34 protein-coding genes are annotated in these 24,344 nt (G+C 64.3%); 33 read left to right on the top strand and 1 reads right to left on the bottom strand.

Annotation, left to right across the window (positions count from 1 at the left end):
* Window positions 1-31: 31 nt before the first annotated feature.
* Window positions 32-2,356, top strand: coding sequence for an ABC transporter ATP-binding protein (locus QW845_RS07465; protein ID WP_315800974.1), 2,325 nt, complete (start codon window positions 32-34; stop codon window positions 2,354-2,356).
* Here the strand turns inward: QW845_RS07465 and QW845_RS07460 are convergent.
* The gene (locus QW845_RS07460; RefSeq protein WP_315800973.1) at window positions 2,284-3,516 is read right to left on the bottom strand and encodes an NAD(P)/FAD-dependent oxidoreductase; all 1,233 of its coding nucleotides are present in this window, start codon (window positions 3,514-3,516) and stop codon (window positions 2,284-2,286) included. The genes QW845_RS07465 and QW845_RS07460 overlap by 73 nt on opposite strands.
* A 649-nt stretch (window positions 3,517-4,165) precedes the next feature.
* On the opposite strand from QW845_RS07460, the gene rpsL reads away from it, so the two are divergent.
* The 32 genes from rpsL (at window position 4,166) to QW845_RS07300 (ending at window position 24,340) form a co-directional block, all read left to right on the top strand.
* Entirely contained in the window at window positions 4,166-4,537 is a 372-nt protein-coding gene (rpsL, locus tag QW845_RS07455) for a 30S ribosomal protein S12 (RefSeq protein ID WP_006611834.1), read from the top strand.
* Between the two features lie 30 nt (window positions 4,538-4,567).
* Complete coding sequence (gene rpsG, locus QW845_RS07450) at window positions 4,568-5,038, top strand: 30S ribosomal protein S7 (protein ID WP_006611835.1); 471 nt, start codon at window positions 4,568-4,570, stop codon at window positions 5,036-5,038.
* A gap of 33 nt (window positions 5,039-5,071) precedes the next feature.
* A complete protein-coding gene (gene fusA, locus QW845_RS07445; RefSeq protein ID WP_315800972.1) occupies window positions 5,072-7,144 on the top strand; it encodes an elongation factor G in 2,073 nt (690 codons plus the stop codon).
* A 39-nt stretch (window positions 7,145-7,183) separates the two neighbouring features.
* A complete protein-coding gene (tuf, locus tag QW845_RS07440) occupies window positions 7,184-8,374 on the top strand; it encodes an elongation factor Tu (protein WP_006611837.1) in 1,191 nt (396 codons plus the stop codon).
* 90 nt (window positions 8,375-8,464) lie between these two features.
* The gene (rpsJ, locus tag QW845_RS07435; RefSeq protein WP_002712302.1) at window positions 8,465-8,773 is read left to right on the top strand and encodes a 30S ribosomal protein S10; all 309 of its coding nucleotides are present in this window, start codon (window positions 8,465-8,467) and stop codon (window positions 8,771-8,773) included.
* Between the two features lie 57 nt (window positions 8,774-8,830).
* Window positions 8,831-9,550: a 50S ribosomal protein L3 gene (gene rplC / locus QW845_RS07430; RefSeq protein ID WP_006611838.1), complete on the top strand. Its 720-nt coding sequence runs from the start codon at window positions 8,831-8,833 to the stop codon at window positions 9,548-9,550.
* Entirely contained in the window at window positions 9,551-10,171 is a 621-nt protein-coding gene (gene rplD / locus QW845_RS07425) for a 50S ribosomal protein L4 (protein ID WP_006611839.1), read from the top strand.
* Entirely contained in the window at window positions 10,168-10,467 is a 300-nt protein-coding gene (locus tag QW845_RS07420) for a 50S ribosomal protein L23 (RefSeq protein ID WP_172108066.1), read from the top strand. Before rplD ends, QW845_RS07420 begins: the two co-directional genes overlap by 4 nt.
* A gap of 12 nt (window positions 10,468-10,479) precedes the next feature.
* Window positions 10,480-11,313, top strand: coding sequence for a 50S ribosomal protein L2 (gene rplB, locus QW845_RS07415; RefSeq protein ID WP_006611841.1), 834 nt, complete (start codon window positions 10,480-10,482; stop codon window positions 11,311-11,313).
* A 12-nt stretch (window positions 11,314-11,325) separates the two neighbouring features.
* Window positions 11,326-11,604 (top strand): 30S ribosomal protein S19, encoded by a 279-nt coding sequence (rpsS, locus tag QW845_RS07410; protein WP_006611842.1) that lies wholly within the window; start codon window positions 11,326-11,328, stop codon window positions 11,602-11,604.
* A gap of 10 nt (window positions 11,605-11,614) precedes the next feature.
* Entirely contained in the window at window positions 11,615-11,995 is a 381-nt protein-coding gene (gene rplV / locus QW845_RS07405) for a 50S ribosomal protein L22 (protein ID WP_006611843.1), read from the top strand.
* A gap of 21 nt (window positions 11,996-12,016) precedes the next feature.
* Entirely contained in the window at window positions 12,017-12,727 is a 711-nt protein-coding gene (gene rpsC, locus QW845_RS07400; RefSeq protein WP_012045041.1) for a 30S ribosomal protein S3, read from the top strand.
* Between the two features lie 40 nt (window positions 12,728-12,767).
* Complete coding sequence (gene rplP, locus QW845_RS07395) at window positions 12,768-13,181, top strand: 50S ribosomal protein L16 (protein ID WP_008963467.1); 414 nt, start codon at window positions 12,768-12,770, stop codon at window positions 13,179-13,181.
* A 5-nt stretch (window positions 13,182-13,186) separates the two neighbouring features.
* On the top strand, window positions 13,187-13,393 hold the full coding sequence (gene rpmC, locus QW845_RS07390) for a 50S ribosomal protein L29 (RefSeq protein ID WP_006611846.1): 207 nt from the start codon (window positions 13,187-13,189) through the stop codon (window positions 13,391-13,393).
* Between the two features lie 10 nt (window positions 13,394-13,403).
* Window positions 13,404-13,652: a 30S ribosomal protein S17 gene (gene rpsQ / locus QW845_RS07385; protein WP_015667612.1), complete on the top strand. Its 249-nt coding sequence runs from the start codon at window positions 13,404-13,406 to the stop codon at window positions 13,650-13,652.
* Between the two features lie 99 nt (window positions 13,653-13,751).
* Window positions 13,752-14,120: a 50S ribosomal protein L14 gene (gene rplN, locus QW845_RS07380; protein WP_006611848.1), complete on the top strand. Its 369-nt coding sequence runs from the start codon at window positions 13,752-13,754 to the stop codon at window positions 14,118-14,120.
* Window positions 14,120-14,434: a 50S ribosomal protein L24 gene (gene rplX, locus QW845_RS07375; RefSeq protein WP_315737601.1), complete on the top strand. Its 315-nt coding sequence runs from the start codon at window positions 14,120-14,122 to the stop codon at window positions 14,432-14,434. The genes rplN and rplX overlap by 1 nt, the downstream gene beginning before the upstream one ends.
* The gene (gene rplE, locus QW845_RS07370) at window positions 14,427-14,984 is read left to right on the top strand and encodes a 50S ribosomal protein L5 (protein WP_315800971.1); all 558 of its coding nucleotides are present in this window, start codon (window positions 14,427-14,429) and stop codon (window positions 14,982-14,984) included. Before rplX ends, rplE begins: the two co-directional genes overlap by 8 nt.
* A gap of 43 nt (window positions 14,985-15,027) precedes the next feature.
* The gene (gene rpsN, locus QW845_RS07365; RefSeq protein ID WP_315800970.1) at window positions 15,028-15,333 is read left to right on the top strand and encodes a 30S ribosomal protein S14; all 306 of its coding nucleotides are present in this window, start codon (window positions 15,028-15,030) and stop codon (window positions 15,331-15,333) included.
* 13 nt (window positions 15,334-15,346) lie between these two features.
* Complete coding sequence (rpsH, locus tag QW845_RS07360; RefSeq protein WP_315714559.1) at window positions 15,347-15,745, top strand: 30S ribosomal protein S8; 399 nt, start codon at window positions 15,347-15,349, stop codon at window positions 15,743-15,745.
* A 13-nt stretch (window positions 15,746-15,758) separates the two neighbouring features.
* Entirely contained in the window at window positions 15,759-16,292 is a 534-nt protein-coding gene (gene rplF / locus QW845_RS07355; protein WP_172108074.1) for a 50S ribosomal protein L6, read from the top strand.
* Between the two features lie 11 nt (window positions 16,293-16,303).
* Window positions 16,304-16,666, top strand: coding sequence for a 50S ribosomal protein L18 (gene rplR / locus QW845_RS07350; protein WP_006611854.1), 363 nt, complete (start codon window positions 16,304-16,306; stop codon window positions 16,664-16,666).
* A gap of 48 nt (window positions 16,667-16,714) precedes the next feature.
* The gene (gene rpsE / locus QW845_RS07345) at window positions 16,715-17,287 is read left to right on the top strand and encodes a 30S ribosomal protein S5 (RefSeq protein WP_006611855.1); all 573 of its coding nucleotides are present in this window, start codon (window positions 16,715-16,717) and stop codon (window positions 17,285-17,287) included.
* 44 nt (window positions 17,288-17,331) lie between these two features.
* Complete coding sequence (gene rpmD, locus QW845_RS07340; protein ID WP_006611856.1) at window positions 17,332-17,523, top strand: 50S ribosomal protein L30; 192 nt, start codon at window positions 17,332-17,334, stop codon at window positions 17,521-17,523.
* 11 nt (window positions 17,524-17,534) lie between these two features.
* Window positions 17,535-18,020, top strand: coding sequence for a 50S ribosomal protein L15 (gene rplO / locus QW845_RS07335; RefSeq protein ID WP_009031841.1), 486 nt, complete (start codon window positions 17,535-17,537; stop codon window positions 18,018-18,020).
* A 156-nt stretch (window positions 18,021-18,176) separates the two neighbouring features.
* Entirely contained in the window at window positions 18,177-19,511 is a 1,335-nt protein-coding gene (secY, locus tag QW845_RS07330; protein WP_315714557.1) for a preprotein translocase subunit SecY, read from the top strand.
* A gap of 84 nt (window positions 19,512-19,595) precedes the next feature.
* Complete coding sequence (locus QW845_RS07325) at window positions 19,596-20,465, top strand: adenylate kinase (RefSeq protein ID WP_315800969.1); 870 nt, start codon at window positions 19,596-19,598, stop codon at window positions 20,463-20,465.
* A 195-nt stretch (window positions 20,466-20,660) separates the two neighbouring features.
* Entirely contained in the window at window positions 20,661-21,029 is a 369-nt protein-coding gene (gene rpsM, locus QW845_RS07320; protein WP_315714555.1) for a 30S ribosomal protein S13, read from the top strand.
* Window positions 21,030-21,158: 129 nt separating this feature from the next.
* Complete coding sequence (gene rpsK / locus QW845_RS07315; RefSeq protein WP_006611861.1) at window positions 21,159-21,548, top strand: 30S ribosomal protein S11; 390 nt, start codon at window positions 21,159-21,161, stop codon at window positions 21,546-21,548.
* A gap of 112 nt (window positions 21,549-21,660) precedes the next feature.
* Window positions 21,661-22,692 carry a DNA-directed RNA polymerase subunit alpha gene (locus tag QW845_RS07310; RefSeq protein WP_315800968.1) on the top strand — a complete coding sequence of 344 codons (1,032 nt, stop codon included), beginning with the start codon at window positions 21,661-21,663 and terminating at the stop codon, window positions 22,690-22,692.
* A gap of 117 nt (window positions 22,693-22,809) precedes the next feature.
* A complete protein-coding gene (gene rplQ / locus QW845_RS07305) occupies window positions 22,810-23,223 on the top strand; it encodes a 50S ribosomal protein L17 (RefSeq protein WP_006611863.1) in 414 nt (137 codons plus the stop codon).
* A 322-nt stretch (window positions 23,224-23,545) separates the two neighbouring features.
* Entirely contained in the window at window positions 23,546-24,340 is a 795-nt protein-coding gene (locus QW845_RS07300; protein WP_315800967.1) for an SDR family oxidoreductase, read from the top strand.
* Window positions 24,341-24,344: the final 4 nt, after the last annotated feature.

The raw sequence follows: 24,344 nt of genomic DNA, 5'->3' as shown, positions 1-24,344 counted from the left end.
CGTCGTCGGCCACGCTGCTTCGGTTGGTTGCATGGCGCCCAAGAAACCAGAGTCCAAGTCAGGGTCGGGTCCGGCCTCCAAATCAGGCTCGAAGCGAGGCTCGAAACCCGGTTCGGCCTCGGCTGCGCCCGGTCAGACCGAAGACGATCGGATCGCTGGCGAACGAATTGCGGCTGCCGCCGGCGCCGCTGCCGAGATCGCAAAGCGGCTTTCCGGAACCGCCGCGACGCCAACGACACCCGAATCGCCGCCGGCAACTCAAGCACCGGCCGCCGCCCTGCCGCCGACCACCGAAGCGCTGCAGCCCTCCGAGCCGTTACTGGCCGGCACGCCGCCGGAGGCGACCAAGCCGGCACAGCCGCCAGAGCCGGCGCCGCCTTCAAAGCCGGCGCAGCCCTCAAAGCCGCCACAGGCCAGCAAGCCTGCGCCGTCGCCTTCCGACGATGATGGCGACGAGGACGGCGAGGACGAGGACGACGATCTCGACGACGACGATGACGACGAGGACCTCGTCGTCTACACCGCGCGCGAGGCCGCCGGCGCGCTCGCCACCATCTACGGCTTCGTCTCGCCGCTGCTCGCGAAATACAAGAAGATGCTGGCCTTCGTGTCGATCGGCGTGCTGATCGAGACCCTGTTCAACGTCATCATGCCGCTCAGCCTCAAGTTCCTGATCGACGATGCGCTCGGCGAAGAGGATTTCGAGGCGCTCTATCGCATCCTCGGCGTGCTGGCGGTTGCAGGCATCGTCACCTCGATCATTGCCGTGCTCTACGAGCGCTGGGATGCGCGGCTGGCGGCCTGCGTCATCTCGGATGTCCGCACCCGGCTGTTCGACCACGTGCAGAACCTGCCGGCGGCCTATTTCCAGCGCACCAAGCGCGGCGAGATCCTGTCGCGCTTCTCGGTCGACATGTCGGCGTTCGAGAACGTCGTGAAGAGCTTCGCCAACAGCGCCGTGCTGCCGTTCCTCGAGCTGATTGCGGGCATCATTCTGATGCTGTTCCTGAACTGGCAGCTCGCTGCGATCGCGCTGCTGGTGTTTCCGATCACCCTGATCGGCCCGCGCATCCTGACGCCGAAGGCGGTTCAGGCCAATTACGAGCAGAAACTGAACGAAGCGTCGCTGCTCGGCGTGATCCAGGAGAACATCGCGGCGCAAGCCGTCATCAAGGCCTTCAGCCTGCACCGCAAGGTGTTCGGCTGGTTCAGCTTCCGCAACGACGCGGCGCGGCGCAAGATGGCCGATGCGATGTTCCTGTCGACCATGGTCGAGCGCACCGTCACGATCTCGGTGCTGCTGCTGCATCTCGTCGTGCTCGCTCTCGGCGCCTATCTCGCCACCAAGGGCCAGATCACGATCGGCACCTTCGTCACCTTCGAAAGCGCATTCTGGGAGGTGTCCTACAACATCGCCCATGTGATGCACTTCGTGCCGGTGTCGATCTCGTCGGCGGCCGCGATCCGGCACATGCAGGAGCTGCTGGACGAGCCGACCCGCGGTGCCGACCGGCCCGGCGCGCCGGATCTGCCCCGCATCAGCCACGACATCACCTTCGAGCGCGTGACCTTCCAGTACGAGGGTAGCCAGACGCCGGTGCTCGACAATCTGAGCCTCAAGCTCGACGTCGGCAAGCGGATCGCGATCGTCGGTCCGTCGGGCTCGGGCAAGAGCACGCTGCTCAACCTGATCCTGCGGCTCTATGTGCCCGATGAAGGCCGCGTCACCATCGACGGCGTCGACATCCGCAAGGTGACGCGCGATTCGCTGCGCGGCAGCATGGCCGTGGTGTTCCAGGAGAACATGCTGTTCAACATGTCGCTGCGGGAAAACATCCGGCTCGGCAAGGAGGGCGCCACCGACGCGGAGGTGGAGGAGGCGGCCAAGAAGGCCGAGATCCACCGCTACATCATGAGCCTGCCGCAGAAATACGACACCATCGTCGGTGAGCGCGGCGACACGCTGTCCGGTGGCCAGCGCCAGCGCATCGCGATCGCCCGCGCCATCATCCGCAACCCGTCCGTGCTGCTGCTCGACGAGGCGACCTCGGCGCTGGACCAGACCACGGAAGCCGCGATCAACCGCACCCTGCTGAAGGTCGCCAAGGGCCGTACCATGATCTGGTCGACCCACCGCCTGACCTCGGTGGTCGAGATGGACGAGATCATCGTCATCTCCGGCGGCCGGGCGATCGAGCGCGGTAGCCACGCCGAGCTCCTGGCGAAGAATGGGACCTATCGCAAGCTCTGGGACGACCAGGGCCATCAGCCGAGCCGGCTCGATCAGGCCGACGACGACAGCGATGATGAGGAGGATGACGACGACGAGGAGGATGATGACGATGACGAGGAATAGACGTTGAGCGGCGCATTGGTCTTCGTCAGCCGCTGCTGAATCCCGCGGCCGAGCGAGACCGCAAAGCGCGCCCAGCGTTGTGCCTGCCAATAGGGGCTGGCCCCGATCGAGACCGATCGGAAATTCCAGGCCTTGTCGAGCGACCACGCATCGCAGGCGATCTTGACCGGGTCGGCATAGAAGGCCGCGATCTTGGCCTCGCCCATGCCGTCAGTCGCCAGCCAGCGCGGAATGTGGACGTTGCAGAGGCGCTCGACGTCGGTGAACACCTTGTCGGAGCCGGTGCCGGTGACGGGGCAGGTGGTGCAGAAGGCATCGCCGATGAGCACGACGCCCGGCATGCGGTATCCAGTGTTGATGGTGAGGTCGGCGGGGCGGACCTTCACTTCCCCCCTCACGGCGTACGGGCCGGTGATCCGCCGCAGGCCGGGCAGGGCGGCCATCAGCGTTTCGACCGGGGCGCGCCGGATCGCCCGCAGCCAGGGGTCGTCCACCTCGCGATAGGCGAACAGGTTCGCCCGCATGCGCTCGCCGATCGGGAACAGGGTGATGTAGGGCACCCGCGCGTCGGCCCGCTCCTGGAAGTAGGTCATGGCCGGGAACGGGAAGGCGGCGCGGCCGGCCGGCGTCAGGTCGAACCCGATCGAGATCGAATGGGCGGGGCTGGTGATCTTGCGGGTGATTCCCAGCATGTGCCGCAGCCCAACGTTCAGCCCGTTGGCGAGCACGACGAGACGGGCGGAGATCGTCTGCCCGTTGGACAGCACGACCGACTGGCGATCCTCGCCTGGCGTGATCGCCACGGCCTTGGCGACGATTCGCGTCACGCGGCCGCGGATCTCGTCGCGCACGGCCGTCACCAGCGTGTCGTAAAGGATGCCGTATTGCGGGACCGGAGCCCGTTCGAGCACGTAGCCGAATCGGGCGATCCAGTTCTCCGGGGTCAGGGTGGCTTGGGTTAACGCCTTGTCGGCGATCCCGGTGCGACGGAATCGGCCGATCTGCCCGGCACCGGAGATCTTCTCGATTCGAAAGTCGGGCGGGGAGATCGCGTGGGGATCGACCAGAATCGCCGGGATGCCGGCACGCCCGAGCATGGCGGCCGTGATCGAGCCGGCCAAGCCGCCGCCAATGATCGCAATATCGGTATAGTCTGTCACGGGGCGCCTCGTCGTGGGCGCCATCCTTGTCGGCCAAAGCCAAAAAAAGCCTTATCTTCAATGTCTCTGGATATGTCCCTGGGTTGGAGAGGGGCTGGGCCGGCGCGGGCAGGGCTCTGCGGTCTACAGATACCTTAGGATGTAGGGGCGCGGTCGGAGCGGAAACTGCAGCGGCCAGAAGCGCTTCTTTGCGCGTCCTGCGGCGTCGTTTTGCTTGACTTGGATATTTACCGCTTATAAAAGGCCGGCACTCAACGACAGGCGGTGAGCTTCGCCAACGTCGGTACGGATCACCCAGACCACCCGGAACAGGGCGGGACGGGCACCACCCTCGACGAATGCCGCTCAAACGCTGTCGATCATAGCTAGGCAATGCCAAAACGATATTAGATCTCTCGAGCTCGTTCTCCTGAGACCAATTTCGGATGCATGACCTCGGTAGGCCGCAAGCCAGCGCAAGCTGACTGGTGGTGATCGCGGTCCTCTGTGGCGTCAAGCGCTTTCCGTTCAGCGATGAACGGTTGGCGCGATTTCGTTTTGCGTGGGTTTTGATCGCGCGAAACGGCCCGGTGAGGCGGGGAACCTCGAACAGAATTTGCGGAAGCCGGTCGCGGTCTCCGTGCGAACGTTGAGAAGGGTGAAGGCCAAGATGCCGACGATCAACCAGCTGATCGCAAATCCGCGCGAAGTGCAGAAGTCGCGCAAGAAGGTGCCGGCGCTGCAGCAGTCGCCGCAGAAGCGTGGCGTTTGCACGCGCGTCTACACCACGACCCCGAAGAAGCCGAACTCGGCGCTTCGTAAGGTCGCCAAGGTGCGCCTGACCAACGGCTTCGAGGTGATCGGCTACATCCCGGGTGAAGGCCATAACCTGCAGGAGCACTCGGTGGTCATGATCCGTGGCGGCCGCGTCAAGGACTTGCCGGGCGTGCGCTACCACATCCTCCGCGGCGTGCTGGATACCCAGGGCGTCAAGAACCGTAAGCAGCGCCGTTCGAAGTACGGCGCGAAGCGTCCGAAGTAAGACGTTCGAGAGAAGCGGGAACAAGATCACATGTCGCGTCGCCATTCAGCCGAAAAGCGTGAAGTGCTTCCGGATCCGAAGTTCGGGAACATCATCGTCACCAAGTTCATGAACTCGGTGATGTACGCCGGCAAGAAGTCGGTCGCCGAAGGTATCGTCTACGGCGCGTTCGGCATCATCGAGGCCAAGACCAAGCAGAGCCCGCTGACGGTGTTCGAGCAGGCCCTCGAAAACGTCATGCCGACCATCGAGGTCCGCTCCCGCCGCGTCGGCGGCGCGACCTACCAGGTGCCGGTCGAGGTTCGTTCGACCCGCCGGCAGGCGCTGGGCATCCGCTGGCTGATCTCGGCCGCGCGCGACCGCAACGAGAAGACGATGACCGAGCGGCTTTCGGCGGAGCTGCTCGACGCCTCGAACAATCGGGGTAACGCCGTGAAGAAGCGTGAAGACGTGCACCGGATGGCGGAAGCCAACCGCGCCTTCTCGCACTACCGCTGGTAACAGCGGCCCGAACGGAAATCAGGGAACACCTTCATGCCCCGCCAACATGCCATCGAGGACTACCGTAACTTCGGTATCATGGCGCATATCGACGCCGGTAAGACCACGACGACCGAGCGCATCCTCTATTACACCGGCAAGAGCCACAAGATCGGCGAAGTGCACGAAGGTGCCGCGACGATGGACTGGATGGAGCAGGAGCAGGAGCGTGGCATCACGATCACCTCGGCTGCCACCACCGCGTTCTGGAACGGCAAGCGCCTGAACATCATCGACACCCCTGGCCACGTCGACTTCACCATCGAGGTCGAGCGTTCGCTTCGCGTGCTCGACGGCGCCGTGTGCGTGCTCGACTCCAACCAGGGCGTCGAGCCGCAGACCGAGACCGTCTGGCGCCAGGGCGACAAGTACAAGGTGCCGCGCATCGTCTTCGCCAACAAGATGGACAAGACCGGCGCCGACTTCTTCAAGTGCCTGGCCGACATCGTCGACCGCCTGGGCGCGAAGCCGGTTGCGATCCAGCTGCCGATCGGTGCTGAGAACAACTTCAGGGGCTGCATCGACCTCGTGACCATGAAGGCGATCGTCTGGAACGACGAGGCGCTCGGCGCGAAGTTCGACTATGCCGAGATCCCGGCTGATCTGGCCGATCAGGCCAAGGAATATCGCGAGAAGCTGGTGGAAGCCGCCGTCGAGCTCGACGACGACGCGCTCACCGCGTTCCTGGACGGCAAGGAGCCGGACGAGGCGACTCTGAAGCGCCTGATCCGCAAGGCGGTGCTGACCGGCGCGTTCTATCCGGTGCTGTGCGGCTCGGCCTTCAAGAACAAGGGCGTGCAGCCGCTGCTGGACGCCGTCGTCGATTATCTGCCGTCGCCGCTCGACGTTCCCGCGATCAAGGGCACCGACGACAAGGGCAACGAGGTCGTGCGCAAGGCGGACGACAAGGAGCCCCTGGCGCTGCTGGCGTTCAAGATCATGGACGACCCATTCGTCGGCACGATCACCTTCTGCCGCATCTATTCGGGCATCCTGACCTCGGGCACCGGCGTCGTGAACTCGACCCGCGAGAAGAAGGAGCGCATCGGCCGCATGCTGCTGATGCATGCGAACAACCGCGAGGACATCAAGGAAGCCTATGCCGGCGACATCGTCGCCCTCGCTGGCCTCAAGGAAGCCCGCACCGGTGATACGCTGTGCGATCCGTCCAACCAGGTGATCCTGGAAAAGATGGAATTCCCGGAGCCGGTCATCGAGATCGCGATCGAGCCGAAGTCGAAGGCCGACCAGGAGAAGCTCGGCGTCGCCTTGGCGAAGCTGGCCGCGGAGGATCCGTCCTTCCGCGTGTCGACCGATCACGAGTCGGGGCAGACCATCCTCAAGGGGATGGGCGAGCTCCATCTCGACATCAAGGTCGACATCCTCAAGCGCACCTACAAGGTCGATGCGAACATCGGCGCGCCGCAGGTGGCGTTCCGTGAGCGTATCACCAAGCCGGCAAATGTGGACTACACCCACAAGAAGCAGACCGGTGGCACGGGCCAGTTCGCGGCCGTGAGCCTCGTGGTCGAGCCGAACGAGCCGGGCGGCGGCTACGTGTTCGAGTCCAAGATCGTCGGCGGTGCGGTTCCGAAGGAATACATCCCCGGCGTCGAAAAGGGCATCGAGAGCGTGCTCGGCGCGGGCGTTGTTGCCGGCTTCCCGGTGGTCGACGTCAAGGTGGCGCTGGTCGACGGCAAGTATCACGACGTCGACTCGTCGGCGCTGGCCTTCGAAATCGCCTCTCGCGCGGCTTTCCGCGAGGCGCTGCAGAAGGGCAAGTCGGTTCTGCTCGAGCCGATCATGAAGGTCGAGGTGGTGACCCCGGAAGACTACACCGGCTCGGTCATCGGCGACCTGAACTCGCGTCGTGGCCAGATCCAGGGCCAGGACATGCGCGGCAATGCCAACGTCATCAACGCGATGGTGCCGCTCATGAACATGTTCGGTTACGTGAACAACCTGCGCTCCATGAGCCAGGGCCGCGCGACCTTCACGATGCAGTTCTCGCACTACGCTGAAGCGCCGGCCAACGTGTCGGCCGAAGTCCAGAAGAAGTTTGCCTGATTGTCGTTAGCTCAAGTTAGCGACTGAACGGAGAGTCAAATGGCCAAAGCTAAGTTTGAACGTAACAAGCCCCACTGCAACATCGGCACCATCGGTCACGTCGACCACGGCAAGACCTCGCTGACGGCTGCAATCACCAAGATCCTGGCCGAGACGGGCGGTGCGACGTTCACTGCCTACGACCAGATCGACAAGGCGCCGGAAGAGAAGGCTCGCGGCATCACCATCTCGACCGCTCACGTCGAGTACGAGACCAAGAACCGCCACTACGCGCACGTCGACTGCCCCGGCCACGCCGACTACGTGAAGAACATGATCACCGGCGCCGCGCAGATGGACGGCGCGATCCTGGTCGTGTCGGCCGCTGACGGCCCGATGCCGCAGACCCGCGAGCACATCCTGCTCGCCCGCCAGGTCGGCGTGCCGGCGCTGGTCGTGTTCCTCAACAAGTGCGACATGGTCGACGATCCGGAGCTGCTCGAGCTCGTCGAGCTCGAGGTCCGCGAGCTGCTCTCGAAGTACGAGTTCCCGGGCGACAAGATCCCGATCATCAAGGGCTCGGCGCTCGCCGCTCTGGAAGATTCGGACAAGAAGCTCGGCCACGACGCCATCCTCGAGCTGATGCGCAATGTCGACGAGTACATTCCGCAGCCGGAGCGTCCGATCGATCAGCCCTTCCTGATGCCGGTCGAAGACGTGTTCTCGATCTCGGGCCGCGGCACCGTCGTGACCGGCCGTGTCGAGCGCGGCATCATCAAGGTCGGTGAGGAAATCGAGATCGTCGGCATCCGTCCGACCCAGAAGACCACCGTCACCGGCGTTGAAATGTTCCGCAAGCTGCTCGATCAGGGCCAGGCGGGCGACAACATCGGTGCGCTGCTCCGCGGCACCAAGCGCGAGGACGTCGAGCGCGGCCAGGTGCTGTGCAAGCCGGGTTCGGTCAAGCCGCACACCAAGTTCAAGGCTGAGGCGTACATCCTCACCAAGGAAGAGGGCGGCCGTCACACTCCGTTCTTCACCAACTATCGTCCGCAGTTCTACTTCCGCACGACCGACGTGACCGGCGTCGTTCACCTGCCGGAAGGCACCGAGATGGTGATGCCGGGCGACAACATCGCGATGGAAGTGCACCTGATCGTGCCGATCGCGATGGAGGAGAAGCTGCGCTTCGCCATCCGCGAGGGCGGCCGCACCGTCGGCGCCGGCGTCGTCGCCTCGATCATCGAGTAACAACAGCGAATAGGGAATGGCGGGTGGCGAATGGAGATATCCATTCGCCGTTCGCTACTCGCCACTCACTACTCAAAGAAAGATACGGCAATGAACGGCCAAAATATCCGCATCCGTCTCAAGGCGTTTGACCATCGTATCCTCGATACGTCGACGCGCGAGATCGTCAACACGGCGAAACGGACCGGCGCGCAGGTTCGCGGACCCATTCCGCTGCCGACCCGCATCGAGAAGTTCACCGTGAACCGTTCGCCGCACGTCGACAAGAAGAGCCGCGAGCAGTTCGAGATGCGCACCCACAAGCGCCTGCTCGACATCGTCGATCCGACCCCGCAGACCGTCGATGCTCTCATGAAGCTCGACCTGGCCGCCGGCGTCGACGTCGAGATCAAGCTCTAAGTTTTTGGATTCACGTTCGCCCCATCGCGGACATAGAGAAGAACAGGAAGCACGCCGATGCGCTCCGGAGTGATCGCACAAAAGGTCGGGATGACGCGGGTCTTCACGGAGACCGGCGAACATATCCCCGTGACCGTGCTGAAGCTCGGCAATTGCCAGGTGGTCGGTCACCGCACCACCGAGAAGAACGGCTATGTCGCGCTGCAGCTCGGCAGCGGCAGCCGCAAGACGGTCTACATGCCGAAGGCGGAGCGCGGCCAGTTCGCGGTCGCCAAGGTCGAGCCGAAGCGCAAGCTTGCCGAATTCCGTGTCAGCGAGGATTCGCTGATCCCGGTCGGCGCCGAGATCCAGGCCGACCACTTCGTCGTCGGCCAGTTCGTCGACGTTACCGGCACCTCGGTCGGTAAGGGCTTCGCCGGCGGCATGAAGCGCTGGAACTTCGGCGGTCTTCGCGCCACGCACGGTGTGTCGATCTCGCATCGTTCGATCGGTTCGACCGGTGGTCGTCAGGACCCCGGCAAGACCTGGAAGAACAAGAAGATGCCCGGTCACATGGGCGTCGACCGCATCACCACGCTGAACCTGCGTGTGGTGCAGACGGACGTCGAGCGCGGCCTGATCCTGGTCGAAGGCGCGGTGCCCGGCTCCAAGGGTGGCTGGATCTCGGTGCGCGACGCCGTCAAGAAGCCGCTGCCGAAGGAAGCGCCGAAGCCCGGCAAGTTCAAGGTCGCGGGTGAGCAGGCTGCCGAAGCGCCGGCCGTGCAGGAGGGCGCATAAATGGAACTGAAAGTCACCACGCTTGAGGGCAAGGAAGCCGGCTCCGTCCAGCTGTCCGACGCCATCTTCGGTCTGGAGCCGCGCGCTGACATCATTCAGCGTTGCGTCCAGTGGCAGCTGAACAAGCGTCAGGCCGGCACTCACAAGGCCAAGGGGCGCGCCGAGATCTGGCGCACCGGCAAGAAGATGTACAAGCAGAAGGGCACCGGCGGTGCTCGTCACGGCTCGGCTCGCGTGCCGCAGTTCCGTGGCGGCGGCCGCGCCTTCGGTCCGGTCGTGCGCTCGCATGCGACCGACCTGCCGAAGAAGGTCCGTGCGCTCGCTCTGAAGCATGCGCTGTCGGCCAAGGCCAAGGACGGTGATCTGGTCGTCTTGGAGAACGCCACCCTCGAGGCGGCGAAGACCAAGGCGCTGATCGGCCACTTCTCGGGTCTCGGCCTGACCAACGCGCTGATCATCGACGGCGCCGAGCTGCACAACGGCTTCGCCGCTGCGGCCCGCAACATCCCGAACCTGGACGTGCTGCCGATCCAGGGCATCAACGTCTACGACATCCTGCGCCGTCAGAAGCTCGTGCTGACCAAGGCGGCGATCGATGCGCTGGAGGCGCGCTTCAAATGAAGACCATCGATCCGCGCCACTACGACATCATCATCGCGCCGGTCGTGACCGAGAAGGCGACGTTCGCCTCGGAGCACAACAAGGTTCTGTTCAAGGTGGCCGCAAAGGCGACCAAGCCGCAGATCAAGGAAGCGATCGAGAAGCTGTTCGACGTCAAGGTCAAGAGCGTCAACACGCTCGTCCGCAAGGGCAAGACCAAGGTGTTCCGCGGCAATTTCGGTTCGCAATCGGACAGCAAGCGCGCGATCGTGACCCTCGAAGAGGGCCACCGTATCGACGTGACCACCGGACTGTAAGGCTGAGCTGCCATGGCACTGAAGACATTCAATCCCACGACGCCCGGCCAGCGCCAGCTGGTGATGGTCGATCGTTCGGCCCTGTACAAGGGCAAGCCGGTCAAGGCGCTGACCGAAGGCAAGCAGTCGAGCGGCGGTCGCAACAACACCGGCCGCATCACGGTTCGCTTCCTCGGCGGCGGCCACAAGCAGTCGTACCGCACGGTCGACTTCAAGCGCGACAAGGTCGACGTTCCCGCGACCGTCGAGCGCCTGGAGTATGATCCGAACCGGACCGCCTTCATCGCCCTGGTCAAGTATCAGGATGGCGAGCTCGCCTACATCCTGGCGCCGCAGCGCCTGGCGGTCGGCGACACCATCGTAGCCGGCAACTATGTCGACGTGAAGCCGGGCAACGTCATGCCGCTGGGCAACATGCCGGTCGGCACGATCGTGCACAACATCGAGGTCAAGATCGGGAAGGGCGGCCAGCTCGCGCGTTCGGCCGGCACCTACGCCCAGATCGTCGGCCGCGACCAGGACTACGTGATCGTCCGCCTGAACTCGGGCGAGCAGCGCCTGGTGCATGGCCGCTGCCGCGGCACCATCGGTGCGGTGTCGAACCCGGACCACATGAACACCTCGATCGGCAAGGCCGGCCGCAAGCGTTGGATGGGCCGCAGGCCTCACAACCGCGGCGTCGCGATGAACCCGATCGACCATCCGCACGGCGGCGGCGAAGGCCGTACCTCGGGCGGTCGTCACCCGGTCACTCCGTGGGGCAAGCCTACCAAGGGCAAGAAGACCCGCACCAACAAGTCGACCGATAAATTCATTCTCTTGAGCCGCCACAAGCGGAAGAAGTAAGGAACGACGGACATGGTTCGTTCAGTCTGGAAAGGCCCGTTCGTCGAGGCGTCGCTGCTCAAGAAGGCAGATGCGGCGCGCGCGTCCGGCCGTCACGACGTCATCAAGATCTGGAGCCGCCGCTCGACCATCCTGCCGCAGTTCGTCGGCCTGACGTTCGGCGTCTACAACGGCCAGAAGCACGTGCCGGTGGCGATCAACGAAGAGATGGTCGGCCACAAGTTCGGTGAGTTTTCGCCGACCCGCACCTTCCACGGCCATTCGGGCGATAAGAAAGCCAAGAAGGCTTGAGGATTAAGCGATGAGCAAACCAAAGCGCGAACGGAGCCTCCCGGACAACGAGGCCAAGGCTGTGGCCCGGATGCTTCGGGTGAGCCCGCAGAAGCTGAACCTGGTGGCGCAGATGATCCGCGGCCGCAAGGCGTCGGCCGCCCTCGCCGACCTGCAGTTCTCGCGCAAGCGGATTGCGGTCGACGTCAAGAAGTGCCTGGAATCGGCGATCGCCAATGCCGAGAACAATCACGAGCTCGAGGTCGACGATCTCGTCGTATCGCAGGCTTTCGTCGGCAAGGGAATCGTGATGAAGCGTTTCTCGCCGCGCGGCCGTGGCCGTTCGGGCCGAGTTTTCAAACCGTTTTCGCAGCTGACGATCATTGTGCGTCAGGTCGAGGCGAGCGCTTAAAGCAGGCGCTGGGAGAATACGATGGGTCAAAAGATCAATCCGATCGGTCTGCGTCTCGGCATCAACCGGACCTGGGATTCGCGCTGGTTCGCCGGCAAGGCCGAGTACGGCAAGCTGCTGCATGAAGACGTCAAGATCCGTGAGATCCTGCACAAGGAGCTCAAGCAGGCGGCCGTTGCCCGCATCGTGATCGAGCGTCCGCACAAGAAGTGCCGCGTCACGATCCACTCGGCACGTCCGGGCGTCGTGATCGGCAAGAAGGGCGCCGACATCGACAAGCTGCGCAAGCGCGTCGCCGACATCACCTCGTCGGACGTCGTCATCAACATCGTCGAGATCCGCAAGCCGGAGCTCGATGCCACGCTGGTCGCCGAATCGATCGCGCAGCAGCTCGAGCGTCGCGTTGCGTTCCGCCGCGCCATGAAGCGCGCCGTGCAGTCGGCGATGCGTCTCGGCGCCGAGGGCATCCGCATCAACTGCTCGGGTCGTCTGGGCGGCGCGGAAATCGCCCGCATGGAGTGGTATCGTGAGGGCCGGGTGCCGCTGCACACGCTGCGCGCCGACATCGACTACGGTGTGGCCACCGCGTTCACGACCTTCGGCACCTGCGGCGTGAAGGTCTGGATCTTCAAGGGCGAGATCCTCGAGCACGATCCGATGGCACAGGACAAGCGGATGAACGAAGGCGGCGGCGAGAGCTCGCAGCCCCGGTCGCGCCGCGACGCGGCCTGATCGATCAGCCGCGACAAGACAGGTTTGAGGGCTCAAAGCCATGATGCAACCAAAGAAGACCAAGTTCCGAAAGGCGCATAAGGGCCGTATCCACGGCGTTGCGTCCTCGGGCGCGACGCTGGCCTTCGGCCAGTTCGGGCTGAAGGCGATGGAGCCGGATCGCGTCACCGCGCGCCAGATCGAGGCCGCTCGTCGTGCCTTGACCCGTCACATGAAGCGCGCCGGCCGCGTCTGGATTCGCGTGTTCCCGGATCTTCCGGTGTCGAAGAAGCCGGCCGAGGTCCGCATGGGCTCCGGCAAGGGCTCGCCGGAATTGTGGGTGGCCCGCGTCAAGCCGGGCCGGGTGATGTTCGAGATCGACGGCGTGAGCAACCAGATCGCGCGCGAGGCGCTGCTGCTGGCGGCCGCCAAGCTGCCGATCAAGACGCGCTTCGTCGAACGCATTGCGGAGTAATGGTCATGGCCGAGATGAAGATTGCCGACATTCGCGCGATGAGCCCCGACCAGATGGACGATGCGATCGTCAATCTGAAGAAGGAGCGCTTCAACCTGCGCTTCCAGCGTGCCACCGGGCAGCTGGAGAATACCGCGCGGCTGCGTGAGGCGCGCCGCGACATCGCCCGTATCAAGACCATCGCCGCGCAGCAGCGCGCCAAGACGAAGTAAGAGGCTCGACATGCCGAAACGGACCCTTCAGGGCGTCGTCGTCAGCGACAAGCAGGCCAAGACGATCGTTGTGCGCGTCGACCGGCGCTTCACCCACCCGATCTACAAGAAGACCATCCGCCGCTCGAAGAACTACCACGCGCACGACGAGAACAACGAGTTCAAGCCGGGCGACATGGTGTGGATCGAGGAGAGCAAGCCGATCTCGAAGCTCAAGCGCTGGACCGTGATCCGGGGCGAGCACAAGAAAACCGCCTGAGGCGCGAGACGCGGCCCTGTCAAAGGGGCCGGTTTCGCTTTCGGGATCAAACAAGGCGCAGCTTTCCTGCGCAGCAGATGAAGAGGACGAGGTGCATCAATGATTCAGATGCAGACCAACCTCGACGTGGCCGATAATTCCGGCGCACGCCGTGTCATGTGTATCAAGGTGCTGGGCGGCTCGAAGCGCCGCTATGCCACCGTCGGCGACATCATCGTGGTGTCGATCAAGGAAGCCATTCCGCGTGGCAAGGTGAAGAAGGGCGACGTCATGAAGGCCGTCGTGGTGCGCGTCCGCAAGGACATCCGCCGCGCCGACGGCTCGGTGATCCGCTTCGACCGCAACGCGGCCGTCCTGATCAACAACCAGTCGGAGCCGGTCGGCACCCGCATCTTCGGGCCGGTGCCGCGCGAACTGCGCGCCAAGAACCACATGAAGATCATTTCGCTTGCGCCGGAGGTGCTGTGATGGCTGCCAAGATCCGCAAGGGCGACAAGGTGATCGTCCTGACCGGCCGCGACAAGGGTCGCACCGGGGAGGTGTTCGAGGTGCGTCCCGACGAGGGCACCGCGCTGGTACGCGGCATCAACCTGGTGAAGCGTCACCAGAAGCAGACCCAGAACCAGGAAGGCGGCATCATCTCCAAAGAGGCGCCGATCAACCTGTCTAACGTCGCGTATGTCGGCAAGGACGGCAAGCCGACGCGCGTTGGATTCAAGATTCAGGCGGACGGCAAGAAGGTCCGCGTTGCCAAGAGCTCGGGAGTTGAGATCGATGGCTGAGACCGCTTACACCCCGCGCCTGCGCGAGGAATATGATCGCAAGATCAAGAGCCAGCTGACCGAGAAGTTCGGCTACGCCAACGTCATGCAGGTGCCGCGGCTCGACAAGGTCGTGCTCAACATGGGCATCGGCGAGGCGGTCAACGACCGCAAGAAGGCGGAGACGGCGGCGGCCGACCTGTCGCTGATCGCCGGCCAGAAGGCGGTCGTGACCTATTCGCGCGTCGCCATCGCGACCTTCAAGCTGCGCGAGAACCAGCCGATCGGCTGCAAGGTCACCTTGCGCAAGACCAAGATGTACGAGTTCATCGACCGCCTGATCAACGTCGCGCTGCCGCGCGTCCGCGACTTCCGCGGCCTGAACCCGAAGAGCTTCGACGGCCGCGGCAACTATTCGCTCGGCATCAAGGAGCACATCATTTTCCCCGAGATCGACTTTGACAAGGCCGGGGAGAGCTGGGGCATGGACATCACGGTGTGCACCACCGCGACGACCGACGACGAGGCCCGTGCCCTTCTGACCGCATTCAATTTCCCGTTCCGGCAGTGAGACGCTGAACAGCCTCTCAAACGCGGATACCCAGGAGCCAAGCATGGCAAAGAAGAGTTCAGTCGAGAAGAACAACCGGCGCAAGCGGATGGCCAAGAACGCCGCCCCGAAGCGCGCCCGGTTGAAGGCGATCATCGCCGACAAGGAAAAGCCGATGGAGGAGCGCTTTGCCGCGACCCTGAAGCTGGCCGAGATGCCGCGCAATTCGTCGGCGACCCGCATCCGCAACCGGTGCGAGCTGACCGGCCGTCCGCGGTCGAACTATCGCAAGAACAAGCTGAGCCGCATCGCGTTGCGCGAGCTCGGGTCCAAGGGCCTGGTTCCGGGCCTCGTGAAGTCGAGCTGGTAAGGAGGATCGCACCATGTCAACGCACGATCCCATCAGCGATCTGATCACCCGCATCCGCAACGCGCAGATGCGCTCGAAGTCGAAGGTCTCGACTCCCGGCTCCAAGATGCGCGCCAGCGTGCTCGAGGTGCTGAAGTCCGAAGGCTACATCCGCGGCTATGCCACGCTGGAGCATCCGTCGGGCCGCAGCGAGATCGAGATCGAGCTGAAATATTTCGACGGCGAGCCCGTGATCCGCGAGATCGAGCGCGTCTCCAAGCCCGGCCGCCGCGTCTACACCTCGGTGAAGAACCTGCCGCGCGTGAACAACGGGCTCGGAATTTCTGTTTTGTCGACGCCGAAGGGAATCATGGCCGACCATAGCGCGCGTGACGCGAATGTCGGCGGTGAAGTTCTCTTCACGGTGTTCTAAGAAGGATTGAGCCATGTCACGTATTGGCAAGAAGCCTGTGGCGGTGCCGTCCGGAGTGACGGCCTCCGTCGACGGACAGACCGTCAAGATGAAGGGGCCGAAGGGCCAGCTTCAGTTCATCGTCCATGACGACGTGGACGTGAAGTTCGAGAACGGCCAGGTCAAGGTTGCCCCGCGCGCCGAGACCAAGCGCGCCCGGTCGCTGTACGGCACCGCGCGCGCCCAGATCGCCAACCTGGTCGAAGGCGTGACCAAGGGCTTCGAGAAGAAGCTCGAGATCACCGGCGTCGGCTACCGCGCCGCGATGCAGGGCAAGAACCTGCAGCTCGCGCTCGGCTACAGCCATGACGTCGTCTACCAGATCCCGGAGGGCATCACGATCGCGGTGCCGAAGCCGACCGAGATCACGGTCACGGGCATCGACCCGCAGCGCGTCGGCCAGGTGGCCGCCGAAATCCGCGCCTACCGGCCGCCGGAGCCCTACAAGGGCAAGGGCGTGAAGTACGCGGGTGAATTCATCTTCCGCAAGGAAGGCAAGAAGAAGTAACGGAGCCGGACATGTCGAGAGCAAAGGTTACGAATGCCCGGCGCAAGCAGCGCGTGAGGCTGTCGCTGCGCCGCTCCGCCGGCGGCCGTCCGCGTCTGTCGGTGTTCCGTTCGTCGAAGCACATCTACGCTCAGGTCATCGACGATCAGAAGGGCGAGACGCTCGCCTCCGCGTCGTCGATGGAGAAGGAGATGCGCTCGGCCGGCAACACCGGTGCCGACATCGATGCGGCGAAGGCGGTGGGCAAGCTGCTCGCCGAGCGCGCGGTGAAGGCGGGGATCAAGGAAGTCGTGTTCGATCGCGGCGGCTATCTCTATCACGGTCGTGTCAAGGCCCTGGCCGACGCGGCGCGCGAGAGCGGGCTGAGCTTCTAACATCAATGGATATGGGCGCGAGAGCCCCTCAGAAGATTGGATAGCACCATGGCAGGTGAACGGGAACGAGGCGGTCGCGATCGCAAGGAGCGCGAGGAGCGCGACAGCGAGTTCGTCGACAAGCTCGTCCACATCAACCGAGTCGCGAAGGTCGTGAAGGGCGGTAAGCGCTTCGGCTTTGCGGCGCTCGTCGTGATCGGCGATCAGAAGGGCCGGGTCGGCTTCGGCCACGGCAAGGCGCGCGAAGTGCCGGAGGCGATCCGCAAGGCGACGGACTCCGCCAAGCGCAACCTGACCCGCGTCGCGCTGCGCGAGGGCCGGACCCTGCACCACGACATCTTCGGTCGTCACGGTGCGGGCCGCGTCTATCTGCGTGCGGCTCCGGCCGGTACCGGCATCATCGCCGGCGGCCCGATGCGCGCCGTGTTCGAGACGCTGGGCATCCAGGACGTGGTGGCGAAGTCGATCGGCTCGTCCAACCCGTACAACATGGTGCGCGCGACCTTCAACGCGCTGAAGCACCAGGATTCACCGCGCTCGGTTGCCGCGCGCCGCAACATCAAGGTGTCGACCCTGCAGGCCCGCCGCGTCGGTGGCGATGCCGAGGCAGCTGCCGACTAACGAACGCGCGCCGCCTCTGGCCGGCGCATCTCGGAGTGAAGACCATGGCTAGCGCCAAGACGATCAAGATCGAGCAGATCGGCAGCCCGATCCGCCGGCATCACTCGCAGCGCGAGACGCTGATCGGGTTGAAGCTCAACAAGATCGGCCGCGTGACCGAACTGCCGGATACGCCGGCGGTCCGCGGCATGATCACCAAGGTTCATCATCTCGTCCGCATCGTCGACGAGAAGTAAGGAGAAGGGCGATGAAGCTCAGCGATATCGCCGACAACGCCGGCGCGCGCAAGAAGCGCATGCGCGTCGGCCGCGGCATCGGCTCCGGCAAGGGCAAGACCTCGGGCCGTGGCGGCAAGGGCCAGACCGCGCGCTCCGGCGTGCGCATCAAGGGCTTCGAAGGCGGTCAGATGCCGATGCATCGCCGTCTGCCGAAGCGCGGCTTCAACAACATCTTCGCGCTCGATTTCGTCGAGATCAATCTCGACCGGATCCAGCAGGCGATCGATGCCAAGAAGCTCGATGCCGGCAGCGTGATCAACGCCGAGTCCCTCGTGAAGTCCGGTGCGCTGCGCCGCGCCAAGGACGGCGTGCGTCTGCTCGGCCGCGGCGAGCTCAAGGCCAAGATCAACATCGAGGTGCATGGTGCCTCGAAGTCGGCGATCGCGGCGGTCGAGAAGGCCGGCGGCACCGTCAAGCTCCTGGCGCCAGCCAAGGACGAAGGCGAGGCGGCGTAACATCTGCGTCATTGCCCTGCTGCCGGCTTGTGCTGGAGAGGGCAGGGCAATGGACAGAACGCGCTCGCGTACCAGATAATATCCGACGTCTGCCCAAGCCTCGCGAGCCCTCGCGGGGCTGATGCGGTCAAGAAGGGCGGCGGGAGAAAGCTAGACATGGCCTCAGCAGCGGAACAACTGGCGGCAAACCTCAATTTCGGCGCGCTCGCGAAGGCCGATGAGCTGAAGAAGCGCATCTGGTTCACCCTCGGCGCGCTGCTGGTCTACCGCCTCGGCACCTACATTCCGCTGCCCGGCATCGACCCGAACATCTGGGACTCGGTGTTCCGCACCCAGGCCGGCGGCATTCTCGGCATGTTCAACATGTTCGCCGGCGGCGGCATTCACCGCATGGCGATCTTCGCGCTGAACATCATGCCGTACATCTCGGCATCGATCATCATTCAGCTGCTCACCACCGTCTCGCCCCAGCTCGAGGCCCTCAAGAAAGAGGGTGAGGCTGGCCGCAAGATGCTGAACCAATACACCCGCTATCTGACGGTGATCCTGGCTGCCGTGCAGTCCTACGGCATCGCCGTCGGCCTCGAAGGCGCCGGCAACGTCGTCGCCGATCCCGGCCTGTTCTTCCGCCTCTCGACCGCGATCACGCTGACCGGCGGCACCATGTTCCTGATGTGGCTCGGCGAGCAGATCACCTCGCGCGGCATCGGCAACGGCATCTCGCTGATCATCCTGTCCGGCATCGTCGCGGAGCTGCCCTCTGCACTCGCCAACATGCTGGAACTCGGCCGCCAGGGCGCGCTGTCGACCGGCCTGATCCTGATCGTCATCGTGATGGCGGTTGCCGTGATCGCCTTCATCGTGTTCGTGGAGCGCGCCCAGCGCCGGCTCCTGATCCAGTATCCGAAGCGCCAGGTCGGCAACAAGATGTTCGAGGGCCAGTCCTCGCATCTGCCGCTGAAGCTGAACACATCGGGCGTGATCCCGCCGATCTTCGCCTCGTCGCTGCTGCTGCTGCCGACCACGGTCGCCAATTTCAACGCCGGCAAGGGACCCGAGTGGTTCCAGTGGATCACCACCCAGCTCGGCCACGGCCGGCCGCTGTTCCTGGTGCTGTATCTGGCGCTGATTCTGTTCTTCGCCTTCTTCTACACCGCGATCGTGTTCAACCCGACCGAGACCGCCGACAATCTGAAGAAGCATGGCGGCTTCATCCCGGGCATCAGGCCGGGCGAGCGCACCGCGGAATATATCGATTACGTGCTGTCGCGGATCACCGTGCTCGGCGCCATCTATCTGGCGATCGTGTGTCTGATCCCGGAAATTCTGATTTCCTACGCTTCCGTCCCGTTCTACTTTGGTGGCACTTCGCTTCTGATCGTGGTCAGCGTTACGATGGATACCGTGGCGCAGGTTCAGGGTTATCTGCTCGCCCATCAGTATGAGGGGCTGATCAGGAAGTCGAAGTTGCGGGGGCGCCGCCGCGGATAGCGGCGGATCGCGGCCCGGGAACCACCAAGCCAAGAACAAGGTGTGCGGGAGGGTCGCTCACCGTGTGCCGGGGGGCGAAATTCGATGAGACTCATTCTTCTGGGGCCGCCCGGTTCGGGCAAGGGGACGCAGGCGCAGCGCCTGGTCCAGCAATACGGCATCGTTCAGCTGTCGACCGGCGACATGCTGCGCGCCGCGGTCGCCGCTCAGACGCCGATCGGGCTCAAGGCCAAGGACATCATGGCGGCGGGCGGTCTGGTGCCTGACGAGGTCGTGGTCGGCATCATCGCGGACCGGATCGAGCAGCCGGACGCTGCCAATGGCTTCATCCTTGACGGCTTCCCGCGCACGGTGCCGCAGGCGGAGGCGCTGGATGCGCTGCTGAAGCAGAAGCAGATGAAGCTCGACGCGGTGATCGAGCTCCGCGTCAACGAGGGCGTTCTGCTCGAGCGCGTCGAGCGCCGGGCCGCCGAGACCCGCGCGCGCGGCGAGGCCGTGCGGGCCGACGATACGCCGGAGGTCCTCACTAAGCGCCTCGCCAGCTACCGCGACCAGACCGAGCCTCTGATCCACTATTATTCGGACCACCGGATGCTGGCGACCGTCGACGGCATGATGCCGATCGAGCAGGTCACCGAGGAGATCGGACGGATCCTGGCCGCCGTCGGTAACACCGGCGGCAGCCGGGCGGCGAAGAAGGCGAGCCCGGCCAAGCGCAGTGCCAAGGCTGCGGGGAAGACCGCGCCGGCCAAATCGGCCAAGAAGGTCGCTAAAAAGGCTCCGAAGGCGCCTGCGCCGACGAAAAAGGCCGCAAAGACAGCCAAAAAGGGAGCAAAGGCGGCCCCCAAGAAAGCCTCCAAGGCCTCGAAGAAGGCTCACAAGCCCGCTGCCAAGGCGACCAAGGGAACCCGGAAAACCTCTGCAAAGGCTGCAAAAAAGCGCGCCAAGAGGTGATCGAATCTTGTAGGGGCGGTTGACGACCGCCGTGTGAATCCATTAATAAGCCCGCATCCAAGTCGGATGGTTTTCCAAAGATGCCGGGCCCCACGAATCGAGGGGTGGGCGTCTTGTTCGCGTTTGCGGACGCCTGCCCGAGATAGCGAGAACGAAGGCCGGTCCATCCTGGGATCGGTGACAGGAGAGAAGTCCGTGGCCCGTATTGCCGGTGTCAACATCCCGACCAACAAGCGCGTTCTGATCGCGCTCCAGTATATCCATGGCATCGGCCCGAAGATCGCGGGCGAGATCATTGACAAGGTCAAGATCGCCGAGGATCGTCGCGTCAACCAGCTGAGCGACCAGGAAGTCCTGCAGATCCGCGAAATCATCGACCGCGACTACGTCGTCGAGGGCGACCTCCGGCGCGAGACCGGCATCAACATCAAGCGTCTGATGGACCTCGGCTGCTATCGCGGCCTGCGCCATCGCCGCGGTCTGCCGGTGCGCGGCCAGCGTACCCACACCAATGCGCGCACGCGCAAGGGACCGGCCAAGGCGATTGCCGGCAAGAAGAAGTAATCTGGCGAACTGCTGATGGCGGGTGGCGGATAGGGGCGATCCCTATTCGCTACTCGCTATTCACCATTCGCCTTTCTGGTGTAGCCGCTGGCACTACGGCGGCGTTGAGATCTCGAGAAAGGTACTTATATGGCCAAGGAAGCCGCACGCGTCCGCCGTCGTGAGCGCAAGAACATCGCCTCCGGCGTCGCCCACGTGAATTCGTCGTTCAACAACACCACCATCACCATCACCGATGCGCAGGGCAACACCATTGCCTGGTCGTCGGCCGGCACGATGGGGTTCAAGGGATCGCGCAAGTCGACCCCGTATGCCGCGCAGGTCGCGGCGGAGGACGTGTCCAAGAAGGCTCAGGAACACGGCATGCGCACCCTCGAGGTCGAGGTTGCCGGCCCTGGCTCCGGCCGTGAATCGGCGCTCCGTGCGCTGCAGGCTGCGGGTTTCACCGTCACCTCGATCCGCGACGTGACGACGATCCCGCACAATGGTTGCCGCCCGCGCAAGCGTCGGCGCGTCTAATCTGAAAGAGGCGGACAGCATGTCCGCCTCGTCGTGCTTTTGAGACATTTCGACTGCCGCGATCTGAAGCGCGGTTCTCCAACGCCAGTCAGTCAGATCCCATGACTGGCCCATGGGTGAAACAGTGACGATCCAGAAGAATTGGCAAGAATTGATTCGGCCGAACAAGCTCCAGGTCACGCCGGGCTCCGACGCGACCCGTTTCGCCACCGTGGTTGCCGAGCCGCTGGAGCGCGGTTTCGGCCAGACGCTCGGCAATGCGCTGCGCCGCATCCTGCTGTCGTCGCTGCAGGGCGCCGCTGTGCAGTCGGTGCACATCGACGGCGTGCTGCACGAGTTCTCCTCGATCGCCGGTGTCCGCGAGGACGTCACCGACATCGTGCTGAACATCAAGGACATCGCGATCAAGATGCAGGGCGAAGGCCCGAAGCGGATGGTCGTGAAGAAGCAGGGTCCGGGCGCGGTCACCGCCGGCGACATCCAGACCGTCGGCGATATCGTCGTTCTGAACCCCGACCTGCAGCTCTGCACTCTGGACGAGGGCGCCGAGATCCGCATGGAGTTCACGGTCGCGACCGGCAAGGGCTATGTCGCCGCCGATCGTAACCGTCCCGAGGACGCGCCGATCGGCCTGATCCCGGTCGACAGCCTGTTCTCTCCGGTCCGCAAGGTCTCCTACAAGGTCGAGAACACCCGCGAGGGCCAGATCCTCGACTACGACAAGCTGACCATGACGATCGAGACCAACGGCGCGATCTCGCCGGAGGACGCGGTGGCCTATGCCGCGCGCATCCTGCAGGATCAGCTCAACGTGTTCGTCAACTTCGAAGAGCCGCGCAAGGAAGTCGCTCAGGAGATCATCCCGGACCTCGCCTTCAACCCGGCCTTCCTCAAGAAGGTGGACGAGCTCGAGCTGTCGGTGCGTTCGGCGAACTGCCTGAAGAACGACAACATCGTCTATATCGGCGACCTCGTGCAGAAGTCGGAAGCGGAAATGCTGCGCACCCCGAACTTCGGCCGCAAATCGCTGAACGAGATCAAGGAAGTGCTGGCCCAGATGGGTCTGCATCTCGGCATGGAAGTGCCCGGCTGGCCGCCGGAGAACATCGACGAGCTGGCCAAGCGCTTCGAGGATCACTACTGAGCGGAGGGCGGGTAGGGTCCTACCCGCCACCGTAACCACCCGGGCGAACGCAGGCAGCCCACCTGAGCAACATGTCCGACGAACCGTCGCGGCAGATTGAAATGAAGGACTAACACTATGCGTCACGGCAAGGTTCATCGGAAGCTCAACCGCACCGCCGAGCACCGCAAGGCGATGTTCGCTAACATGTGCGCCGCGCTGATCAAGCACGAGCAGATCGTCACCACGCTGCCGAAGGCCAAGGAGCTGCGGCCGATCGTCGAGAAGCTCGTCACCCTCGGCAAGAAGGGCGGACTCGCGCTGCGCCGTCAGGCGATCGCCGAGATGCGCGACGTCGACCAGGTCAAGAAGCTGTTCGACGTGCTGGCGCCCCGCTACAAGGACCGCAACGGCGGCTACACCCGCATCATCAAGGCCGGCTTCCGATACGGCGACAACGCCGCGATGGCCGTGATCGAGTTCGTCGACCGCGACGTCGATGCCAAGGGTCAGGATTCCGGCCCGGTGCAGGAGACCTCGGAAGCCGCGTAAGCGGCGATCCGACCCGAGTTTTCAGAACGGCGCCTTCGGGCGCCGTTTTCGTTTGAGGGTGGTCGCTTCTAGGGTGGGCAAAGGCGGGTCGACGCCGTCCCCTCACACGTGCTCTAGGTGGCACCGCGCCCGCCATCTCACCGAGAATTCGTCGATCGATGGTGGGCCCGCCGCCGCCTTCGGCGGCCGCTTTGCTCACCCTACGGAGGCCGCCGGCGGCATTTGCGCGCGCCATTCACCGTTCTTCTCGAGGATCAGCTCTGCGTTGCGTTGGCGCGACGACGCCCCACATCCGTTGCTTCAGCACAACGGAGAGCTGCTCATGCACATCGACCTCTCGGGAAAGACCGCCCTCGTCACCGGCTCCACCGCCGGCATCGGCTTTGCCATCGCCAAGGGGCTGGCCGCGGCCGGCGCGGAGGTCGTCATCAATGGTCGCAGCCAAGCCCGGGTCGACGAGACGGTCGCGAAGCTCAAGCAGCTTGTCCCGGCCGCCCGGCTGCGCGGCGTCGTCGGCGACGTCGCTCGGATCGACGGCTGCAACGCCATCGTCACCGCGCTCCCCGAGGTCGACATCCTCGTCAACAATGCCGGCATCTTCGAGCCCAAGGACTTCTTCGACATTCCCGACGCGGATTGGAGCCGCTTCTTCGAGACCAACGTGATGTCCGGCGTGCGCATGGCGCGCGCCTACATGCAGGGCATGCTGAAGCGCAACTGGGGCCGTATCATCTTCATCTCCTCGGAATCGGCGGTGAACATTCCGACCGAGATGATCCACTACGGCATGACCAAGACCGCCCAGCTCGCGGTCTCGCGTGGCCTCGCCAAGCTGACCCGCGGCACCGGCGTCACGGTCAACGCGGTGCTGCCGGGTCCGACGATGTCGGAGGGCGTCGAGACCTTCGTCAAGGATCTCGCCCGCCAGAACGGCCAGTCGGAGGGGGAGGCGGCCTCGTCCTTCGTCAAGCAGCACCGGCCGGCCTCGCTGCTGCAGCGCTTCGCCAGCGTCGACGAGATCGCCAGCATGGTCGTCTATGCCGCCTCGCAGCAGGCCTCCGCCACCAACGGAGCCGCGCTACGCGCCGAGGGCGGCATCCTCGACACCATCGCCTGAGGCC

This window comes from Bradyrhizobium sp. SZCCHNS3002 (assembly GCF_032377435.1).
Classification (GTDB): Bacteria; Pseudomonadota; Alphaproteobacteria; order Rhizobiales; family Xanthobacteraceae; genus Bradyrhizobium.
This window is presented reverse-complemented; position numbering and strand designations above follow the sequence as displayed.

What these genes read in the sequence shown, in the direction of transcription:
- QW845_RS07465 (WP_315800974.1), top strand. Translation starts at nt 32, where the DNA reads ATGGCGCCCAAGAAACCAGAGTCCAAGTCAGGGTCGGGTCCGGCCTCC.
- rpsL (WP_006611834.1), top strand. Translation starts at nt 4,166, where the DNA reads ATGCCGACGATCAACCAGCTGATCGCAAATCCGCGCGAAGTGCAGAAG.
- rpsG (WP_006611835.1), top strand. Translation starts at nt 4,568, where the DNA reads ATGTCGCGTCGCCATTCAGCCGAAAAGCGTGAAGTGCTTCCGGATCCG.
- fusA (WP_315800972.1), top strand. Translation starts at nt 5,072, where the DNA reads ATGCCCCGCCAACATGCCATCGAGGACTACCGTAACTTCGGTATCATG.
- tuf (WP_006611837.1), top strand. Translation starts at nt 7,184, where the DNA reads ATGGCCAAAGCTAAGTTTGAACGTAACAAGCCCCACTGCAACATCGGC.
- rpsJ (WP_002712302.1), top strand. Translation starts at nt 8,465, where the DNA reads ATGAACGGCCAAAATATCCGCATCCGTCTCAAGGCGTTTGACCATCGT.
- rplC (WP_006611838.1), top strand. Translation starts at nt 8,831, where the DNA reads ATGCGCTCCGGAGTGATCGCACAAAAGGTCGGGATGACGCGGGTCTTC.
- rplD (WP_006611839.1), top strand. Translation starts at nt 9,551, where the DNA reads ATGGAACTGAAAGTCACCACGCTTGAGGGCAAGGAAGCCGGCTCCGTC.
- QW845_RS07420 (WP_172108066.1), top strand. Translation starts at nt 10,168, where the DNA reads ATGAAGACCATCGATCCGCGCCACTACGACATCATCATCGCGCCGGTC.
- rplB (WP_006611841.1), top strand. Translation starts at nt 10,480, where the DNA reads ATGGCACTGAAGACATTCAATCCCACGACGCCCGGCCAGCGCCAGCTG.
- rpsS (WP_006611842.1), top strand. Translation starts at nt 11,326, where the DNA reads ATGGTTCGTTCAGTCTGGAAAGGCCCGTTCGTCGAGGCGTCGCTGCTC.
- rplV (WP_006611843.1), top strand. Translation starts at nt 11,615, where the DNA reads ATGAGCAAACCAAAGCGCGAACGGAGCCTCCCGGACAACGAGGCCAAG.
- rpsC (WP_012045041.1), top strand. Translation starts at nt 12,017, where the DNA reads ATGGGTCAAAAGATCAATCCGATCGGTCTGCGTCTCGGCATCAACCGG.
- rplP (WP_008963467.1), top strand. Translation starts at nt 12,768, where the DNA reads ATGATGCAACCAAAGAAGACCAAGTTCCGAAAGGCGCATAAGGGCCGT.
- rpmC (WP_006611846.1), top strand. Translation starts at nt 13,187, where the DNA reads ATGGCCGAGATGAAGATTGCCGACATTCGCGCGATGAGCCCCGACCAG.
- rpsQ (WP_015667612.1), top strand. Translation starts at nt 13,404, where the DNA reads ATGCCGAAACGGACCCTTCAGGGCGTCGTCGTCAGCGACAAGCAGGCC.
- rplN (WP_006611848.1), top strand. Translation starts at nt 13,752, where the DNA reads ATGATTCAGATGCAGACCAACCTCGACGTGGCCGATAATTCCGGCGCA.
- rplX (WP_315737601.1), top strand. Translation starts at nt 14,120, where the DNA reads ATGGCTGCCAAGATCCGCAAGGGCGACAAGGTGATCGTCCTGACCGGC.
- rplE (WP_315800971.1), top strand. Translation starts at nt 14,427, where the DNA reads ATGGCTGAGACCGCTTACACCCCGCGCCTGCGCGAGGAATATGATCGC.
- rpsN (WP_315800970.1), top strand. Translation starts at nt 15,028, where the DNA reads ATGGCAAAGAAGAGTTCAGTCGAGAAGAACAACCGGCGCAAGCGGATG.
- rpsH (WP_315714559.1), top strand. Translation starts at nt 15,347, where the DNA reads ATGTCAACGCACGATCCCATCAGCGATCTGATCACCCGCATCCGCAAC.
- rplF (WP_172108074.1), top strand. Translation starts at nt 15,759, where the DNA reads ATGTCACGTATTGGCAAGAAGCCTGTGGCGGTGCCGTCCGGAGTGACG.
- rplR (WP_006611854.1), top strand. Translation starts at nt 16,304, where the DNA reads ATGTCGAGAGCAAAGGTTACGAATGCCCGGCGCAAGCAGCGCGTGAGG.
- rpsE (WP_006611855.1), top strand. Translation starts at nt 16,715, where the DNA reads ATGGCAGGTGAACGGGAACGAGGCGGTCGCGATCGCAAGGAGCGCGAG.
- rpmD (WP_006611856.1), top strand. Translation starts at nt 17,332, where the DNA reads ATGGCTAGCGCCAAGACGATCAAGATCGAGCAGATCGGCAGCCCGATC.
- rplO (WP_009031841.1), top strand. Translation starts at nt 17,535, where the DNA reads ATGAAGCTCAGCGATATCGCCGACAACGCCGGCGCGCGCAAGAAGCGC.
- secY (WP_315714557.1), top strand. Translation starts at nt 18,177, where the DNA reads ATGGCCTCAGCAGCGGAACAACTGGCGGCAAACCTCAATTTCGGCGCG.
- QW845_RS07325 (WP_315800969.1), top strand. Translation starts at nt 19,596, where the DNA reads ATGAGACTCATTCTTCTGGGGCCGCCCGGTTCGGGCAAGGGGACGCAG.
- rpsK (WP_006611861.1), top strand. Translation starts at nt 21,159, where the DNA reads ATGGCCAAGGAAGCCGCACGCGTCCGCCGTCGTGAGCGCAAGAACATC.
- QW845_RS07310 (WP_315800968.1), top strand. Translation starts at nt 21,661, where the DNA reads ATGGGTGAAACAGTGACGATCCAGAAGAATTGGCAAGAATTGATTCGG.
- rplQ (WP_006611863.1), top strand. Translation starts at nt 22,810, where the DNA reads ATGCGTCACGGCAAGGTTCATCGGAAGCTCAACCGCACCGCCGAGCAC.
- QW845_RS07300 (WP_315800967.1), top strand. Translation starts at nt 23,546, where the DNA reads ATGCACATCGACCTCTCGGGAAAGACCGCCCTCGTCACCGGCTCCACC.